Annotated in this window: 14 protein-coding genes and 1 pseudogene; 6 read left to right on the top strand and 9 right to left on the bottom strand. The window is 38.6% G+C overall.

Features of this window, described 5'->3' with window-relative positions:
* Positions 1–107: 107 nt before the first annotated feature.
* Positions 108–686: a flavin reductase family protein gene (locus MSG95_RS08465; RefSeq protein ID WP_077164896.1), complete on the top strand. Its 579-nt coding sequence runs from the start codon at positions 108–110 to the stop codon at positions 684–686.
* 53 nt (positions 687–739) lie between these two features.
* Here MSG95_RS08465 and MSG95_RS08460 read toward each other — a convergent pair whose 3' ends face one another.
* The 3 genes from MSG95_RS08460 to MSG95_RS08450 all read right to left on the bottom strand — a co-directional run bounded on the left by MSG95_RS08460 (position 740) and on the right by MSG95_RS08450 (position 4,520).
* Entirely contained in the window at positions 740–2,374 is a 1,635-nt protein-coding gene (locus MSG95_RS08460; protein WP_324624703.1) for an AMP-binding protein, read from the bottom strand.
* Positions 2,375–2,594: 220 nt separating this feature from the next.
* The gene (locus tag MSG95_RS08455; RefSeq protein ID WP_077164898.1) at positions 2,595–3,731 is read right to left on the bottom strand and encodes an acyl-CoA dehydrogenase family protein; all 1,137 of its coding nucleotides are present in this window, start codon (positions 3,729–3,731) and stop codon (positions 2,595–2,597) included.
* A gap of 18 nt (positions 3,732–3,749) precedes the next feature.
* A complete protein-coding gene (locus tag MSG95_RS08450; protein WP_077164899.1) occupies positions 3,750–4,520 on the bottom strand; it encodes a 3-hydroxyacyl-CoA dehydrogenase in 771 nt (256 codons plus the stop codon).
* A 165-nt stretch (positions 4,521–4,685) separates the two neighbouring features.
* On the opposite strand from MSG95_RS08450, the gene MSG95_RS08445 reads away from it, so the two are divergent.
* Complete coding sequence (locus MSG95_RS08445; RefSeq protein ID WP_077164900.1) at positions 4,686–5,711, top strand: AraC family transcriptional regulator; 1,026 nt, start codon at positions 4,686–4,688, stop codon at positions 5,709–5,711.
* Positions 5,712–5,727: 16 nt separating this feature from the next.
* On the opposite strand, the gene prmC is transcribed toward MSG95_RS08445, so the two are convergent.
* Positions 5,728–6,540, bottom strand: coding sequence for a peptide chain release factor N(5)-glutamine methyltransferase (prmC, locus tag MSG95_RS08440; RefSeq protein WP_077164901.1), 813 nt, complete (start codon positions 6,538–6,540; stop codon positions 5,728–5,730).
* Positions 6,540–7,628, bottom strand: a complete 1,089-nt coding sequence (prfA, locus tag MSG95_RS08435; RefSeq protein ID WP_004700863.1) for a peptide chain release factor 1 — start codon at positions 7,626–7,628, stop codon at positions 6,540–6,542. Before prfA ends, prmC begins: the two co-directional genes overlap by 1 nt.
* 398 nt (positions 7,629–8,026) lie before the next feature.
* Here prfA and MSG95_RS08430 point away from each other — a divergent pair, with 398 nt between their 5' ends.
* From MSG95_RS08430 to MSG95_RS08415, 4 genes are all read left to right on the top strand, one after another.
* Positions 8,027–8,446 carry a glycine zipper domain-containing protein gene (locus MSG95_RS08430; RefSeq protein WP_004700861.1) on the top strand — a complete coding sequence of 140 codons (420 nt, stop codon included), beginning with the start codon at positions 8,027–8,029 and terminating at the stop codon, positions 8,444–8,446.
* Between the two features lie 236 nt (positions 8,447–8,682).
* Entirely contained in the window at positions 8,683–9,201 is a 519-nt protein-coding gene (locus MSG95_RS08425; RefSeq protein WP_004700859.1) for a hypothetical protein, read from the top strand.
* Between the two features lie 135 nt (positions 9,202–9,336).
* Positions 9,337–10,341, top strand: coding sequence for an LLM class flavin-dependent oxidoreductase (locus tag MSG95_RS08420; protein ID WP_049065304.1), 1,005 nt, complete (start codon positions 9,337–9,339; stop codon positions 10,339–10,341).
* Between the two features lie 147 nt (positions 10,342–10,488).
* A complete protein-coding gene (locus tag MSG95_RS08415) occupies positions 10,489–11,052 on the top strand; it encodes a hypothetical protein (RefSeq protein ID WP_004700855.1) in 564 nt (187 codons plus the stop codon).
* Between the two features lie 40 nt (positions 11,053–11,092).
* Here MSG95_RS08415 and pgaD read toward each other — a convergent pair whose 3' ends face one another.
* The 4 genes and pseudogenes from pgaD to pgaA form a co-directional block, all read right to left on the bottom strand.
* On the bottom strand, positions 11,093–11,557 hold the full coding sequence (gene pgaD, locus MSG95_RS08410) for a poly-beta-1,6-N-acetyl-D-glucosamine biosynthesis protein PgaD (protein ID WP_077164902.1): 465 nt from the start codon (positions 11,555–11,557) through the stop codon (positions 11,093–11,095).
* Positions 11,554–12,801 (bottom strand): poly-beta-1,6-N-acetyl-D-glucosamine synthase, encoded by a 1,248-nt coding sequence (pgaC, locus tag MSG95_RS08405; RefSeq protein ID WP_077164903.1) that lies wholly within the window; start codon positions 12,799–12,801, stop codon positions 11,554–11,556. Before pgaC ends, pgaD begins: the two co-directional genes overlap by 4 nt.
* Positions 12,801–14,630, bottom strand: a pseudogene (pgaB, locus tag MSG95_RS08400) (poly-beta-1,6-N-acetyl-D-glucosamine N-deacetylase PgaB). Before pgaB ends, pgaC begins: the two are co-directional and overlap by 1 nt.
* On the bottom strand, positions 14,630–17,068 hold the full coding sequence (gene pgaA / locus MSG95_RS08395; RefSeq protein WP_077164905.1) for a poly-beta-1,6 N-acetyl-D-glucosamine export porin PgaA: 2,439 nt from the start codon (positions 17,066–17,068) through the stop codon (positions 14,630–14,632). The pseudogene pgaB and the gene pgaA overlap by 1 nt, the downstream one beginning before the upstream one ends.
* Between the last annotated feature and the right edge of the window lie 357 nt (positions 17,069–17,425).

Genomic DNA, 17,425 nt, shown 5'->3' with positions numbered 1-17,425 from the left:
AATAGAAACAACTTTTTTATTCTAATAAACCTTATTTACCAACATTGCATCTATCAAGCTTTCTGCAACAATAGAAATATCTATTTTCTTTATTACTTAGGCTAAATATGACGCAATCATATATTGCACCTGTAGAGTTAGAAAAAGCTTATCGTTTGTTAAATCATGGTCCAACTGTACTAGTCTCTGCTCAGCATGGTGATGACCGTAACGTGATGGCTGCCGCATGGGCATGTGCCTTAGAGTTTAAACCTGCCAAAGTGACGGTCGTTTTAGATAAAAGTACTAAAACCCGACAGCTGGTTGAGCAAAGTGGTTATTTCACACTACAAGTTCCTTGCTATGCACAGCTCAATATGACCAAGCAACTTGGTACCATTAGCAAATTACATGACCCACAAAAACTTGAACACTGCGGGGTTGAGCTGTTTTATCAAAAAGATCTGACCAGTCCGCTTGTATCAGGTTGTATCGCATGGCTGGTATGTAAACTTATTCCTGAACCACATAATCAGTCAGCTCATGACCTATTTATTGGTTCTGTTGTGGGCGCCTGGGCAGATAGCCGCGTTTTTAGAGATGGGCACTGGCATTTTCAAGATGCACCAAAAGAACTTCGAAGCCTGCACTATATTGCAGGTGGAACGTTTTACTTAATTGGTGAAGAAGTGAAAGCCGACATCTAATATAAAAAATAAAGGGAAATATTTATAATTTCCCTTTATTCAATTTAGTTTGCTTAGGCTTGCTGCATTTTTGCAATTTCTTGCTGCTTCAACAGTCCTCTTTGAATTTTACCGCTCGTGGTTTTTGGTAGACTGTCCACAAACTCAATTTCTTTTGGATACGCATGACGAGATAAACGGTTACGAACATATTGCTGTAACTTATCTTTTAATGTTTCACACGCTTGATAAGCAGGCTTAAGTACCACAAAAGCTTTGACTATTTCGGTTCGTTCCGGATCAGGTTTACCTATTACAGCTGACTCTAATACCGCCTCACACTCTAACAAAGTACTTTCAACATCGAATGGTCCAACTCGGTAGCCCGATGTTGTAATGACATCGTCAGCACGACCAACAAAATCAATGCCGCCATGTTCGTTTAAAGTGACCGTGTCACCTGTTAAATAATACTTACCAACAAACGATTTTCGATTATTGCCACCATAGCCTTTAAACCACATCAATGGCGATTGCTCCGAGTCCATCGCCAAAATACCAACACCACCAGTTGGTAATTCTTGATAATTTTGGTCTAATACCGCAAAACGATGCCCAGGAATTGCAAAACCAGCTGAACCTACTTTTAATGGGTGCTCAAGCGCATGGTGGTTCGCAATTACCATGCCGAGTTCAGTTTGGCCATACTGATCAAAAATATTGACCTCTAAATCCTGTTTAAACCAGTTCACAACCTCAGGAGTTAATGGCTCACCGGCACTACTCACTACTCGTAAATGTTGTTTAATTGAAGGGTCAAATTTTTCCTTAAACCCAAAGAACATTCGAAATGCTGTTGGCGATCCTGTTAAATTACTTACTTTATACTTTTTAATTAGCTCAATTGCCTGATCTACATTAAATGAACGCTCATCCATAATAATGCTATGCCCCAAGCTTAAAGGGCCGGTAATGCCATAATACAAACCATACGCCCAGCCCGGATCTGCCAAATTCCAGAACATATCCTCTTCACGCAAATCGACAGCATGAGTCATATAACCTTTAAATGCCAAAATTGCTTTTAGTGGAACGGGTACAGACTTCGCAAGTCCAGTTGTGCCAGAGGTAAACATCATTAAAAAGTCATCTTCAAAGCTACGATTTACTGGCTCACATTGCTCAGAATAGCGTTGTAAGGAATGCCAAAAATCGAAGTCATGCTCAGACAAAGGACCAGTCTGATGAACAGTGACAATAACCGGAACATTCAAGGTATTCAGTTTAGGGCGCTGTTCATCATTGGTCACAATCAATTTAGTTTGAGCAGTCGTAATACGGTGATCAATCGATTTTGCTTCAAAGGCAGTAAATAAAGGCTGATAAATAGCGCCTATACGCCACGTTGCCAGAATTGTAATTAATAACTCAGGCGTTCTCGGTAGAAGTCCTGCAATACAATCTCCAGATTGAATTCCTTGCGCTTTAAAGAAGTTAGCAAGTTTTCCAGAAAGCTCAGCAAGTTGTTCGAAAGTATAGTGCTCTGCCTGTCCGTTTTTTCCTTCCCAAATGAGCGCTATTTTATTTTTTCCTACATAACGCTCACAGCACTCAACATAAGCATTTATCGCTTGGGGATGCCCAACAAGTTGCCCTTCAATAAGTTTTGCAAGATCAAATTGCTGATAAGCTTCTGCTAAAGTTTTCATGATGCTCACCTTCATTCCGTTTGATAATTAATTTTGTGTTAGGCCACAAAATCTGTCCTGACTGTTATTGTTTTAGCTAAAGCTCGAAGAATATTTCTTCAACTTTTCCATCTATTTCAAACAAAACTAATAGCAAAAATGTTCCATTTCAATTGCAAGAAACCGCACATGATGTGCGGCTTCTTGCAGTTTTAAGTTTAAAAACTCAATATCTTATGAACTAAACTTGAGCCACCTCACGAGCAATCACCAAACGTTGAATATCTGAAGCACCTTCATAAATCTGGCTTACACGGACATCCCGATAAATTCTCTCAACAGGGAAATCACTGACGTATCCATAACCACCATGAATCTGGATTGCATCCGAACACACTCGCTCAGCCATAGTTGATGCAAAGAGTTTCGCCATTGAGGCTTCTTTTAAACAAGGTAGCTCCGCATCTTTTAAAGTTGCCGCGTGTAAAACTAGCTGATGTGCTGCTTCAATCTGAGTTGCCATATCGGCTAAGCGAAAACCAACCGCCTGATGCTGAACCAGTTCTACACCAAAGGCCTTACGCTCGTTTGCATATTGCACGGCTGCATCAAAAGCAGCTCTTGCCATACCAACAGATTGAGCCGCAATACCAATACGACCAGCCGCTAAATTAGATAGCGCAATTTTATAACCTTCACCTTCTTGTCCCACCAAATTTTCTAAAGGAATCCGGCAGTCCTCTAACGTTATGGTCGCGGTGTCCGAAGCATGTTGACCCATTTTGTCTTCAATTCGAGTCACCAAGTAACCTTGTGTATTGGTCGGTACAAGAAAGCACGAAATGCCTTTTTTCCCAGCCTGTTTATCTGTAACCGCAAACACCAAAGCCACTTGAGCATTTTTACCACTGGTAATAAATTGCTTTACACCATTGAGCACCCAATAGTCGCCATCTCGCTCGGCTTTACATAAAATCGCACTCGCATCGGAACCAACATGTGGTTCAGTTAAACAAAAGCACCCTAGCCATTCGCCAGAGGCAAATTTTGGCAAATAGGTTTGTTTTTGCTGCTCTGAACCGTATGCCAGTGTAATACCGCAAATCAAAGAGTTTTGAACACTTACGATTGTCGAAATAGCACCATCGCCTGCGGCAATTTCTTCAATAGCAAGGACTAAAGAAACATAGTCCATTCCGGCACCGCCCCATTCATCGGGCACGGTCATCCCCATAGCGCCTAGTGCACCTAAATCTTTTAACTCCTGAGCCGGAAATTCATGGGTCTTATCGCGATGTGCAGCTGTTGGTTTTAACTGATTTTGCGCATAGTTACGCATCATCTCCTGAACCATGCTTTGTTCAGCATTTAGAATCATTTCAACATCCTTATTTTATTATTTTGCTGCCATGCGAATTGCACCATCTAGACGGATAACTTCACCATTTAAATAGGAATTTTCAGCAATATGCGCAACCAAACGAGCAAACTCTTCTGGTTTTCCTAAACGAGATGGGTACGGAACCATTTGCCCCAAAGCATCTTGTACATTTTGCGGCATACCCTTAAGCATTGGAGTTTCCATAATTCCCGGTGCTATGGTCATAATACGAATAGCATGTCTCGCTAACTCACGAGCAATCGGTAAAGTCATCGCAACAATAGCGCCTTTTGATGCAGAATACGCTGCCTGACCAATTTGACCGTCAAATGCTGCAACAGAAGCAGTGTTAACAATGACACCACGGTCCTCTTCGCCTGCTTCAACTGTATTTTTACTCATTGCATCTGCTGCAAAACGCAGCATGTTAAATGTACCTGTGACATTAATATTTAAAGTCTTTGCAAATAACCCCAAGTCATGAACACCCTCACGGCCAACTACTTTCGCAGAAGGGCCAATACCAGCACAATTCACCAAACCATGTAAATGACTATGTTTGACTAAGACATCTTTAAAGAACTGCTCAGCAGCAACTTCATCGGTTACATCAAGTTTTACAAAGTCAGCTTTTGGTCCTAGTTGTTTCGCCTGCTGCTCACCTGCTTCTACATTCATGTCAACCAACGTGACTGAGGCGCCTTGTTGCACTAAATATTCAGCCGTTGCAGCCCCTAAACCAGAGCCACCACCTGTAATCACGAAATGTTTTCCTTGAATTTTCATTATGTAACGTCCTATAGAAATGTTCTTTAACCTTAGTAGTGAGAGTAAAAGTTGTTTTTTTCCGATACAATTTCAAAAAACCTCAAAATGCTTGCAGCTTTTGATCAATCCAAATTTTGAATATGAAATATTTCACTTGAAATACGTAAAAAATGAGTCTTTGACATGGTTGTCCAATCTTCTTTAAGTAAAGGAACAATTTCGATTGCACTGGTACATGAAGCATTAAGTGCAGCTTATGCCAAAGGGCTAAATACTCAAATTATTTTGAATAAAGCAGGTATTCCTGCTGAATTGCTCATGACACCCAAAGCTCGAGTTCCGGTAGCAACATATGCAAAATTATGGATTGAACTTGCCAATGCCATGAATGATGAATTTTTTGGTATGGATAGCCACCCGATGCGTCGTGGTAGCTATAAATTACTTACAAAACTCGTCAGTACGGCTGAAACTTTAGAAAAGGCTCTCTATGATATTTTGAAGTTTTTTAACTTCGTTTTAGATGATATGCGTGGAGAGTTAATTCGAGAACAAGAAAAAGCTTATTTGGTCATTCGTGATCGTGGACACCCCAAACGTATGTTTACCTACGCAACTTTTTTAATGTTGGTACATGGGCTTATGTGCTGGTTAGTAGATCAACGAATTGGCTTAAACAGTATTACTGTACGCTGTTCAAAACCGAACGATATTCAAGATTATCTAGTCCGTTTTTGTGAAGATATACAATTTAATGCCGAGATAAATCAGGTTGAGTTTGATGCCCACTACTTAGATATTAAAATTAAAAAAGATAAAAAAGCGCTTTATGATTTTTTAGAACAAACTCCACAAAATCTTTTAGTTCGCTTTAAAAATGAAAATGCCTTGAGCGTTCTTATTCGTCGTCATTTATTAAAGCTTCACCCTGCTCAATGGCCCGAACTTAAAGATGTAGCACAGCAACTCAATATTTCGGAAGCTACTGTTCAACGTCGCCTCAAACATGAAGGGGTAAGTTATCAACAAATTAAAAATGAAATTCGTTGTGATATTGCGATTGAACGCTTAAGCAAAAGTAATGATTCAATACAAGACATTAGTGAGGACTTAAATTTCCACGACCCAAGTGCTTTTCACCGTGCTTTTAAAAAATGGACAGGTATTAGCCCAGGTGCATACCGAGAAGCTACTCTTAGCTCCGCTTAAATAGTTTCAATTTTACTTATAATGATGCCAAAGTGACGCGATCATTTTGGCCATAATCTTGAATAGTTTTAATCTGACTAAAACCTTGTTCAGCAAATATATTTCGAACTGCCTGCCCCTGATCATAACCATGCTCTAGTGCAATCCAGCCTTGTGGTTTTAACCAGTTTTTCCCTTGAGAAATAATAATTTCAATATCAGCCAATCCTTGATGGTCTGCAACCAATGCACGGCGTGGTTCTGTTGCCAAAGCTTGCATGTGTTCATCTTCAGGGTCAATGTACGGCGGATTAGAAACAATTAAATCAAACTTTTGTAGTTCGAGTGCTTCAAACCAAGCACCGCAAGCGAATTTTACACGTTGTAAATCATGAGCTAGTGCATTTTCTTTTGCGACTTCTAAAGTAGGCGCATAAATATCAGTTGCCGTGACTTGCCAATCTGGACGTTCACTTGCTAATGCAAGCGCAATTGCACCTGTTCCCGTTCCCAAATCAACAATATTTGCAGTATTTGGCAAATATAGATTTAAAACGGTTTCAACTAAAATCTCAGTATCTGGACGTGGCACTAAAGTATCAGACGTTACTTTTAAATCGAGCGTCCAAAATGGCTGTGAACCCGTTACATAAGCTAAAGGTTCACCTTTTTGAATACGTTCAAGACCAGCTATATAGTCTTGCTCTTGTTGGGCTGTTAACTCTTGCTCAAGTCTAAACTTTAATTCAAGCGAATTAATTTTTAGAAAATGCTCAAGTAACCAAGCATTTTCTTGTCGTTCATAACTGTCAGGCTCACCACGAATTGCAAGCGCTTGAGCAATATTCATTAGCCGCCATTTTCCTGTGCAAGCATCGCAAGCTGATCTGCCTGATATTCACGATGTAAGCTATCGAGCAATTCAGTTAAATCACCTTCCATAATCGCGTCTAACTTATATAAAGTTAGGTTAATACGATGGTCCGTCATACGACCTTGTGGGTAGTTATAAGTACGAATACGTTCAGAACGGTCACCAGAACCAACTAAATCACGGCGCATTTCAGAAGTCGCTGCATCGGCTGCTGCACGTTTTGCGTTTTCTAACCGTGATACTAATAAAGCCATCGCTTTAGCTTTGTTTTTATGCTGCGAACGTTCTTCTTGGCACTCAACGACTGTACCCGTTGGAATATGAGTAATACGTACTGCCGAATCGGTTTTGTTAATGTGCTGACCACCCGCACCTGACGCACGGTAAGTATCAATACGTAAATCTGCCGGATTAATTTCAACGTTAGTATCAACATCAATTTCAGGCAAGATTGCAACCGTACAAGCCGATGTATGCACACGGCCTTGTGATTCAGTCGCTGGCACACGTTGTACTCGGTGCGCGCCACTTTCAAACTTCAAACGGCCATAAACGCCATCACCATCTACACGGCAAATGACTTCTTTAAAACCACCATGCTCACCTTCATTTTCAGAAAGGACTTCAATACGCCAGCCTTGTGTCTCGGCATATTTGCTGTACATACGGAACAAATCGCCTGAGAAAATTGCAGCTTCGTCACCACCTGTTCCAGCACGAATTTCTAAATAAGCAGCATTAGAGTCATTTGGATCTTTTGGAATCATCAAAATATTGAGCTGGCTTTCTAGTTCTTCAAGCAATGCTTTATTCGCCTGAATTTCTTCTTCTGCCATATCTTTAAAGTCAGGGTCCGACTTCATCATTTCAGCAGTTTCAATGTCTTCTTCTGCTTGACGGTATTTGCCCCAAACTTCGGTAATTTCACTTAAATCACTATGTTCACGAGACAGTTTACGGAAACGTTTGTTATCGGAAATCACTTCTGCATCTGCAAGCAATGCGGTAAGTTCTTCATGACGATCACAGAGTTGATCAAGTCGTAAACGGAGTGACGCTTTCATAAGAGGAAATATCTCAAAAGTCCAAAAAACTTATCTAGATAAATATAAGAAGATAAGCCAAATCATAAAAATAGCGCATAGTTTACAGATTATGCTGATTAAATGACATATGTAATCCTTCAATTCATGAACTTTAGAATAGGCTTCTCAACATTCCTAAGTACATTAAATTAGATATTTTCCCTATCAAACGCTCACTACTTATTTTCAAACATTTGTATTGGTCAATTTTTCGGTCAGATTGATGGTTTTACATACGTTTTTAATAGAAAGCATACAAACGAGACACTAAACTCCAATAATCAAATGAGGGTTCTCCACATTTAAAGAGAAGTGTTTTGTTACATTTGCCGTAACGAAAGATATATGGTCCTGCAACTTGGGACATGGAGTAAGTAATGAAATTAAATACTTTATTATGTAGTGCGGTTTTAGCTACTTCTATGATGACTGTAGCACATGCTGATAATACAACTCACGTAGCAGCTGCTTCAGCTTTAGGTAGTGTTGCTGGTACTGCAATTGGTAAAAGCATGGGTGGTACATCTGGCGCAACAATTGGTGCTGCTTTAGGTGGTGCTGGTGGTGCAGCAGTTGCTAGTGATCGTCGTCACCGTACAGAATCTGCAATTGGCGGTGGTTTAGGTGGTGGTGCTGGCTATACTGTTGGTAAAAGCATGGGTGGTACAAACGGTGGATACATCGGTGCTGCTTTAGGTGCGGCAGGTGGTGGTGCTTTAGGTAATAAAATTTCTAAAGACCGTGATTATGATCGATCTTCAAAACACTGGAAGAAAAAACACCGTCATCGCCACTAATCACAGTGAAGACATAGACTTAAAAACACCTTCGGGTGTTTTTTTATAGTTAAAATTTTGTGGTCTTAAAATATATCGTTCATGATTTATTCACATCTTAATACAACCAATACAAAGCAGACACAAAACTATTGTATCGACATTGCCCTTCTCCATAATTTTCACGAAATTTTTAATTACATTTAGCTCAAGATATTAAAGATTGCTCTTCAGCAAAATGAGCATGGAGTTCCAAAATGAAAATGAATATTTGGTTAGCAAGTGCATTAATCGCAACAACCTCTATGGTGTCAGTTGCACATGCAGATAATGGTACCCGTGTAGCAGCAACTTCGGCTCTAGGTAGTGTAGTCGGTACAGCAATTGGTAGAAGTATTGGTGGTACATCTGGCGCAACAATTGGTGCTGCTTTAGGTGGTGCTGGTGGTGCAGCCGCAGCAAGTGACCGTCGTAACCGTACAGAAGCGGCTATTGGTGGCGCTTTAGGTGGTGGTGCTGGTTATACCGTTGGTAAAAACATGGGTGGTACAAACGGTGGGTATATCGGTGCAGCAGTAGGGGCCGCTGGTGGTTCTGCTTTAGGTCGTAAAGTTGGTCAAGACCGTAACTATGATGACCGTTATGACCGTCGTTATGATCGAGATGACCGCCGTTACGATCGTCGCTATGATCGTGAAGACCGTCGTTATTACAATGATCGCGCTTATTATCGTCATGATAATGGATTACACCGTGGATGGTATAAACATCACTAATTGGTATACAGATATTAAAAAGCACCCTAGCGGTGCTTTTTTTATTTGGGAGTGAAATTTATATCGAAAAAAATCGATATACATCACCTCATTTATATCGTATTATTTCGATATAACGTTTTTTGAGAATATCGCATGCGATCACTTCAAGACACCAAATTTTCAATTTTGGAGCTAGCTCCAATACGTGATGATAAAACAATCGAGTTTTCATTACGTCATGCATTAGAGCTCGCCCAACATGCAGAAAAATTAGGTTATGACCGTTTTTGGCTTGCAGAACATCATAATATGGATGGAATTGCGAGTTCAGCAACTGCTGTTTTACTTGGCTTTATCGCGGCTCATACCCAGCGCATTCGTTTAGGTTCAGGTGGTATCATGCTACCAAACCATGCACCATTAGTGGTTGCAGAACAATTCGGTACATTAGCAACCTTATATCCAAATCGTATTGAGCTAGGTTTAGGTCGTGCTCCGGGTACAGATCAGCTCACTATGCGTGCCTTACGTCGTGGGCATCAGGAAACGGAAGATCAGTTTCCTAGAGACGTTGTTGAGATTTTGCAATATTTTAAAGCACCTCAACCCGGCCAAAGAATTATTGCCACTCCTGGACAAAATACTCATGTGCCTGTCTGGTTATTGGGTTCAAGCTTATTTAGCGCACAATTGGCTGCGAAGCTAGGATTACCCTATTCATTTGCATCGCATTTTGCGCCACGCATGCTTGGTCAAGCGATTGAACTTTATCGTGAAAATTTCGAACCTTCTGAATATTTGGACAAGCCTTATGTTTCAATGGGCGTACCTGTTGTAGTTGCCAATACAGATGAAGAAGCTCAGTTCCTAGCAACAAGCGCATACCAACGTGTCTTAGGATTAATTCGTGGTGAAAGCTTAAAACTCAAGCCACCAGTTAATTCAATGCAAGGACTATGGAACACAGCAGAACAACTTTCAGTTGAAAATTTCTATCAGATGGCACAAATCGGTTCTGCTGAAACAGTACGTTCAGGTTTAGAAAAGCTTTTGGCTACATATGAAGTCGATGAGTTTATTTTTACTTGTGACGTCTATGATACAAATAAACGTTTAGACAGCTTTACTCAATTAATGCAATTAAAATCAAGTCATTAATATCTAAACAAAGTCTTATGCTTGGCTCAGTTCCAAGCCTGAGATAACCACCCATCTGAAAATACTTTACCCAGCTACCTTGCTTGGTTATTTATATTAAAACGATAAAAAATCATCATAAATGAAAACCAAAAGGACTTTTGGAAAATGAGTATTGAACTTAAAAATAGTGTTGCAAAATCAGCTACTTTTCAAAATTCAGTTCAGGATTTTGACGCTTTTAATGGTCAAGTTCTTTTATCAAATACAATCAAAGCATATGATTTTTCTAATTTAAATGTAGCGATTATTGGAACGGATCAGGAAACTGTCACACACTTAGACAAAATCTGCCAACAAGCAAAGTTTGTAACTGTATTTCAAATCACACCACACTTTATTTTGCCCCATAGTCAAATTGGTATACATCGTCTCATTACCCATCCACTTATTGCTAAAAACAGGAGGCTATTTAACAACCGTGTAAAAAGTATCTTAGCTCTACGTTTTTTGGAAACCCAAGTAAATGAAACATGGCTGAAGCGTCTTTTGACTCCTAATACTGCAAAAGCCCATAAAACATTTTTTAAATCTGATAACTATTATGCAGCTCTACAGAGACCAAATTGTAAATTACAGACTTGGCCAATTGTGAAAGTTACTCAAACGGCTATATACAGTATGGATGGCACTCAGCAAACCATTGATGTCATTATTAGAACAACTTCTTGAAAATGAAAAAAGCATGGTTGAAATACCATGCTTTTTTCATTCAGTTCAAATCATATTTTTGCAAATGCCCATGCTCATCATAATGCAGAATGACACGTTGAGCTTTTTGCAATTCTGATAATGACGCTGTACTTACTGTAAATTTAAAAGCCAATAAATCATCAGAACTATTTGGCGCTTTACTACGTCGATCATCACCATGAAATCTAAGCCAGTTATAACTTGCCCATAAAATTAGAACCAAAGCACTTAAGCAAATTAAAAGAAGTAAATGCAGTAAAGTTTTGACTTCCGAAATATGATCTACCCACACATAGTCATAAATAAGATGTCCTTCAAAAAACCACAAAAATAAAGAAACCAGTGGAAAAAGCAGCCACATTAAACAAAACCAACCTATTGTTTGCAAAGTATAGTTCGCGGTCTTATTTTTTACATATTCAGGCTGATCAATATATTCAGGTATATCTAAAACCTCTATATCATTATTTTCTTTATTTTTCATGAGTTATCTCCTCGAAAGCCTCGGTCAGGACTAACCCAGCGGGCACGTTTTTTTGTGTTAAATATAGTTTTAGGTACCGCAACCACGCTGGTAAATAGCGTTAGTAGCCAGAAAAATAATGGATACCAAATTACCCAAAAATAATTTCTAAAAAGACGTCCACGGTCATAACGGTGATCGATCCATAAACTGACTAAAAATTGGATGAGACATGTTCCACCCAATATCACACCATACCACTGTGGCATTAGAGAATTGATCTGCCACTGCTGAGGCAATTCAATAAATAGACCAATCAAGAAAAGTAAGAAAATAAAGATCATTACATATGACCAAACAATACTGACTAAAGCTTCAAGCATGACTGGCCACATACGGCGCAAGCGAACTTTGAACATTTTTGGAATATATTCCAATAAGACTTCTACCCCACCTTGTGCCCAGCGCAAACGCTGTTTCCAAAGACCTTTAAAAGTTTCAGGCATGTAGATATAACAAAGCGCTTGAGGAATATATTGAATATCCCAATGGTCCATTTGAAGCTTCCAAGAGATATCAATATCTTCGGTAATTTTGTCGTCAGACCAAAAACCGACACGAGCTAGGGCTGTTTTTCTAAACGCTACAATTACTCCTGATACTGTAAAAATACGTCCATACGTGCGCTGTGCTCGCTTAATTAATCCAATAATTGAAGAGAACTCCCCAACCTGTAATTTCCCTAAAATACTTGAGCGATTTAAAATTCTTGGGTTACCAGTGACAGCCCCAATACGTGGAAATTTTAAAAACGGCTGCATGAGCCAAAGTACAGCATGAGGATGTAATAAAGCATCTCCATCAATACAAACTAAATATTCGTATTTGCTTACTAACACTCCGGATCTTAAAGCAACTGCCTTACCTTGGTTTTCTGCTAAGTGCACGACTCTCAGACGAGTATCTTGTGTTGCTAACTCATCAAGAATCTTTGCTGTTCTGTCACTACTACCATCATTTACAGCAATCACTTCAAAATTTGGATATTTTGTTTGCAAGGCATAACGAATGGTTTGCCGCACTTGAGCTTCTTCATTAAAACAAGGAATAATAATGCTGCAACCTTCATTTGAAGGCTCTGGTAATTGCTGTTCATGGTATTCCCGTTTAAAGAAAAACCAGAGACCACCTACCATCCATGTCCACGCCATAAGTAGCGGATATAAAAAGGCAAAAGCAAATAGAATATCGAGTAATACTCTCATTACTTTTTCCCCTCATTCGCTAGACCTACAAAGGGCTGATACATCACAGAACTGGAATTTAAGCTCATTGGGTTATATAAATATTCGTGAACACTTTTTGAGTTCTTAGGGCTATAGCCATCAACACCAAATTTCTGAATACCTATACGTTGAATATCAAAAAGACCTTGTTTCACTTCTTGCCAAGCATTTTTCTGATCATTTTCTGGCAATGTTAATGTCAGCATAATTCGTTGCTTGTATTTCGCATCAAGCGTGTTTAAAAGCTTTAAGGCTTGTTTAAATTGTTTTTACTTGTCCACCATATTAAATTTTAGGTTCACTAAATCATTCTGGGTTAAGAGTGATTTTAAAAGCGCCGGTAACTGCTCAATATGCTCTAAGTCTGGTGTCAACAACAAACTAAACTGGGCCTGATTACTCATATTCAAATAAGGTTTTGCAGCTTTTTGAGTCAGTTGACTCAGTTGTGATAATTGCTTTACTTGTTCAACACAGTTGCTTTCGTTCAGCGTTGTGTTTTGCATTGCACAATTTAAAGCAGTTCCAGCATTAAGCTGAATACCACTTAAATTGCTATTAAAACGCGCAATATCTTTAGCTAAATCTGCCACCAAAAATGGTTTATTTTTTTGAGGATAAATAGGTAGTTCTAAAATAACCGACTGACCTGCACGAGTTTGTGCCTGCCATAAACTACGGTTCAAAATATCTTGCTTAACTGGTATTTGAGCTGTTGGGAAATAAGCAACGTCATATTGTCCATCTCCATCTTGGTCATCTAAAGGCTTCAATATCAGCGTATTGTTTTTTAAACTATAAAGTTTTGATAACAATACCCCTAATTTTTCATCTGACTGACTATTGGTCGAGGCAGCTAATTGCTTTAAATCCATATTCACAAAATGTTTTGGCTGCTTATATAAATCCTTCTCTGCAGAGTTCAAAATATTAAGCAACGTCTCCGATAGCTGCTCAGCTGTAGAGTTATCAACCATAAGACTACGTTTGAAGGTAACGTCATTAATTTGGTTCACCCCATCACGCCCTAAACTAAAGGAAAAAGTAAACCCTGCTTGTTGAGCTATTTTTTCTAACTGCTGATTTACCGCACCATACGGCCATACAATCGCTTTCGGCTCTACACTCAATTCTTTTTTTAAGACATCATGAGATTTTTTTAAATCATTCAAAATACGTTGTTGATATTCCGTGTCGGTTTCATAACGCGCCTGCGATTTTAAATACATATAAGAAGTTGCTGCGGGTTGTTCATTCCCTTGAGGGTTAGCAAGCACACCATGATGCAAATCATCACTATGGCTTGCAAACTCTGCCAAACCAGAGGCCTGCATCTCTCGTACTTGCTTCCAATTGACCAAGTTCCCTTGTCCATAGGCTTCATAGCCAGCTTTTGTATTACCATTTAGCCAACTGGTTGGGAGTGCAAAAACTGCCGGAATCTGATATTGCTTAAGCAGTGGAAATATACGACTGTAGCTACTTAAAGCACCATCATCAAAGGTTAACAAAATAGCATTATGAGGTAGCTCTTTGCCTTGCTTACGAGCCTCTTCAATATCTTTTAATCGTATTGGCTTCCAGTCAGATTGACTGAGCCAGTCAAAAAACTGCGCTAAATTTTTAGTTTGAATTGCATAAATATCCCGATCTCCCTCTTTTAAAACATCATCTCTGACGTCATGAAAAGTTAAAGAAACCAGATGATTTTTTGGTAAATCTTTTTCTATTTGGGCATATGCAAATTGCAGAGGTAACAATGTCGAGGCCAAAGCAAAGCCCAACACTTTTGAAAATAAATTATTCATTAAAAACGCCCTTCAAATCCGAAAATACCATAGGCATGCTGTTCAGCATGTCCATCGTAAGGATGGTATTGCCAGCCAATTCCATAATTGAGTTGCCATGTCCGTGATAGCTGCCATTGATGTTGATACTGCAAAGAATAGGTTGGTTTAGTGGAATAATCGGCTTGTTTATAAAAGCCCACCCCAGCCTCGAAATGCTGTTTAAATGAACGCTCATATTCACGCCAAGTCACCCAGTCATGACTTAAGTTCAACTCTGCGCTGTAATGCGAACTTGGGCTAAAATAAGCAGTTTGATCTTGGCTATTACTGCCGAAAAAACCACGGACAGTGCCATAAGTAATGTGATGCGGCGCTGCAAATAGTCTTTCGCGCCAAAAAGTTGAAAATTCTTGTTGTTTATTGCCATCACTAATATCAGTCAAACCGTAACTTGCGCCAATTTGACGAGATTCATCCTTTTGCCATGTCAACGCAGCTCTATAAGATTGACCATCTTCTCCTGCGTCAATCGCTTGTAGAGGAATGTCAGCCTGACTGTTATATTGCAATTGATACTGCCAGTGATCATTTAACCACTGTGACCAATCAAGACGAACACCAGCTTGTCCGCCATCTGTACTTTGCGACAAGATCGCAGATAACGCCTTACGATTGGCTTGCCATTCGGCCCCAACACCATAGCGCTGGTTATGGACATCACCAAAATTGTACTCGCCATAACGATCTTGATGCCAAGCGAATAAACGATAATTATCTTTTATCCACGGACTATTAAGGCGAGTTTCCATCTCACGGTCTTTTAAACCGTTTTGTCCACTTACAGAATCGCTATTATTAGTTTTACTTTGGCCCCAAGTCGTTGAATGTGAAATCGTAGCTCTATTACGATCATCCAACTCTTTGCGGCTTTTAATAACGCCACTATCCTCGGGATAAAACTGCACTAAGTTTTGCGTTGTTTTACGCCATGTCTGGATATCCCCTAAAGCCTGAGTATTTTGCATTTCATTAATGCGAGTATCTTTAGCAATCGGATCTATACCATTTAAACGAGAAATTGTTTTTTTTGCTTCTAAAGGCTTTTCTCTCCAGCGCTCTACGCGGGCAAGGTTATTAATCAAACTCTCATTTGCAGGTGCCTGCTCTACTGTTTTTTGAAAGTGTTTTTCAGCTTGATCTAAATGATTTGCATAAGCTAAATGCATTCCTTTTAAAGCAATATAATCGTCTCGGTCAGGATGGCTCGTTTTATCTACACCCTTTGCCTGACTATATTTATAGGTCGGAATAAGATGATCAACTTTTGCCAAAAGCTGTTCCGCTTCCTTATATTTTTCTTGTTCAATATAAGAATAATACAACCCGCTATAGACGATCATATCCGGATAATTTTTTTCGGTTAAAAGTGTCTTATAAACAAGTTCAGCTTGCTTCGGCTTTTGCTCAGCTAAATAACTATCAGCAATTGCATGACGTACATATGCAGGTAATTTTTCAAGCGGAATATTTAATTGAGTAAAATTATCTAAAACCGCTTTTGCTCGGCCTCTGAAATCTAATGCATATAAATAATCGTAGTGAAACCTTAAATAGTTAGGATCTTCTGGCTTTATTTGCCGTTGTAGCTTTTTCCCCTTTTCTAACACGCTATCTAATTCAGCAAAACTTTCTGCATCTGATAAGCCTTGGCGATTTAAATATTTATAACGGGTAATTGCATTATTGACCTGCTGAGAAAATTCACTGACTTGTAAAGTTTGCTGTAATTGCACAGTTTGCTGATTTTTTTCGCTTGTTTGGAGTAATTGCTGAGCTTTTTTATATGCACCTATAGCAATCAAGTCGTAGACATACTCTTGTAAAACAGATGAAGACTTAGGTTGTTGCTGATAAGCATGCTCAATTGTAGCTAAAGCATCTACAGGCAAATTAATTAGACGGTAAGCATATGCAATACGTACCAATTGATCAGCATTTAAATTTTTAATATTGATTTTAGATAACAGAGTCTTAGCATTCACTGTGTCTTGCGATTCAACATATAAAACAGATAATAAAATGCGCCCATCAATCGTTTTTTGAATATTAAGCTTATTTGCCCATTCAAGCGCTATTTTAAAATGTTTAAAATCTCGAAAATTTTGAATTAAAGGTAGCTTTGCATATTCCGGAAAATTCACATAATTAATATTTACCAATAAATCTGTAAATTCAGTTAGATCCTTTTTTTCATTAGACATAACAATTAAATAATCAGCCAACAATTTTTGATCATGTGGGTACTGTTTTAACAATTGATCTAGCTGATAAACAGCGTGTTGAGTTTGCCCTGCTCTATAATCTTGAATAGCCTGCTCACGCAAGACATCCACTGGAGCGGCGTACAATTGAATTGGCAAGAGATATACCAATGAAAAAACACATTTTTTTAGCATTTTGATAATCGGATAGTCCCATATTGAGATGGGAAATTATAGTTAAAAATGTGAACTTCATCACAATAATCAAAATGCGCATGATATTTACGACAAATGTAAATTATGAATAAAAAAAGTGTTTGTATTTTTAAAAAACAACTAAAAACAAATATTTATAAAAACATAGATTATTAGTTTATATACATTTCTTTTCAAAAAGCTTATTTTAACTCACAAACTGTAGTGTAAGAGTTTACTCGCTGATAACTAATCAGAAACGATTCATTAACTTGGCGTTTTATATTTAAAACTTTTATTTTTAATATGTATATAAATTTAAAACCATTCAATCTAATTAACTTTAAATTATTTAAA

The organism is Acinetobacter sp. IK23 (genome assembly GCF_035615275.1).
Taxonomy (GTDB): Bacteria; Pseudomonadota; Gammaproteobacteria; order Pseudomonadales; family Moraxellaceae; genus Acinetobacter; species Acinetobacter seifertii.
The sequence above is the reverse complement of the archived record's forward strand: the minus strand, read 5'-3'. Positions and strand labels throughout refer to the sequence as shown.

Excerpts from the sequence above, each read along its gene's own strand:
- MSG95_RS08465 (WP_077164896.1), top strand. The coding sequence starts at position 108 with ATGACGCAATCATATATTGCACCTGTAGAGTTAGAAAAAGCTTATCGT.
- MSG95_RS08460 (WP_324624703.1), bottom strand. The coding sequence starts at position 2,374 with ATGAAAACTTTAGCAGAAGCTTATCAGCAATTTGATCTTGCAAAACTT.
- MSG95_RS08455 (WP_077164898.1), bottom strand. The coding sequence starts at position 3,731 with ATGATTCTAAATGCTGAACAAAGCATGGTTCAGGAGATGATGCGTAAC.
- MSG95_RS08450 (WP_077164899.1), bottom strand. The coding sequence starts at position 4,520 with ATGAAAATTCAAGGAAAACATTTCGTGATTACAGGTGGTGGCTCTGGT.
- MSG95_RS08445 (WP_077164900.1), top strand. The coding sequence starts at position 4,686 with ATGGTTGTCCAATCTTCTTTAAGTAAAGGAACAATTTCGATTGCACTG.
- prmC (WP_077164901.1), bottom strand. The coding sequence starts at position 6,540 with ATGAATATTGCTCAAGCGCTTGCAATTCGTGGTGAGCCTGACAGTTAT.
- prfA (WP_004700863.1), bottom strand. The coding sequence starts at position 7,628 with ATGAAAGCGTCACTCCGTTTACGACTTGATCAACTCTGTGATCGTCAT.
- MSG95_RS08430 (WP_004700861.1), top strand. The coding sequence starts at position 8,027 with ATGAAATTAAATACTTTATTATGTAGTGCGGTTTTAGCTACTTCTATG.
- MSG95_RS08425 (WP_004700859.1), top strand. The coding sequence starts at position 8,683 with ATGAAAATGAATATTTGGTTAGCAAGTGCATTAATCGCAACAACCTCT.
- MSG95_RS08420 (WP_049065304.1), top strand. The coding sequence starts at position 9,337 with ATGCGATCACTTCAAGACACCAAATTTTCAATTTTGGAGCTAGCTCCA.
- MSG95_RS08415 (WP_004700855.1), top strand. The coding sequence starts at position 10,489 with ATGAGTATTGAACTTAAAAATAGTGTTGCAAAATCAGCTACTTTTCAA.
- pgaD (WP_077164902.1), bottom strand. The coding sequence starts at position 11,557 with ATGAAAAATAAAGAAAATAATGATATAGAGGTTTTAGATATACCTGAA.
- pgaC (WP_077164903.1), bottom strand. The coding sequence starts at position 12,801 with ATGAGAGTATTACTCGATATTCTATTTGCTTTTGCCTTTTTATATCCG.
- pgaA (WP_077164905.1), bottom strand. The coding sequence starts at position 17,068 with ATGCTAAAAAAATGTGTTTTTTCATTGGTATATCTCTTGCCAATTCAA.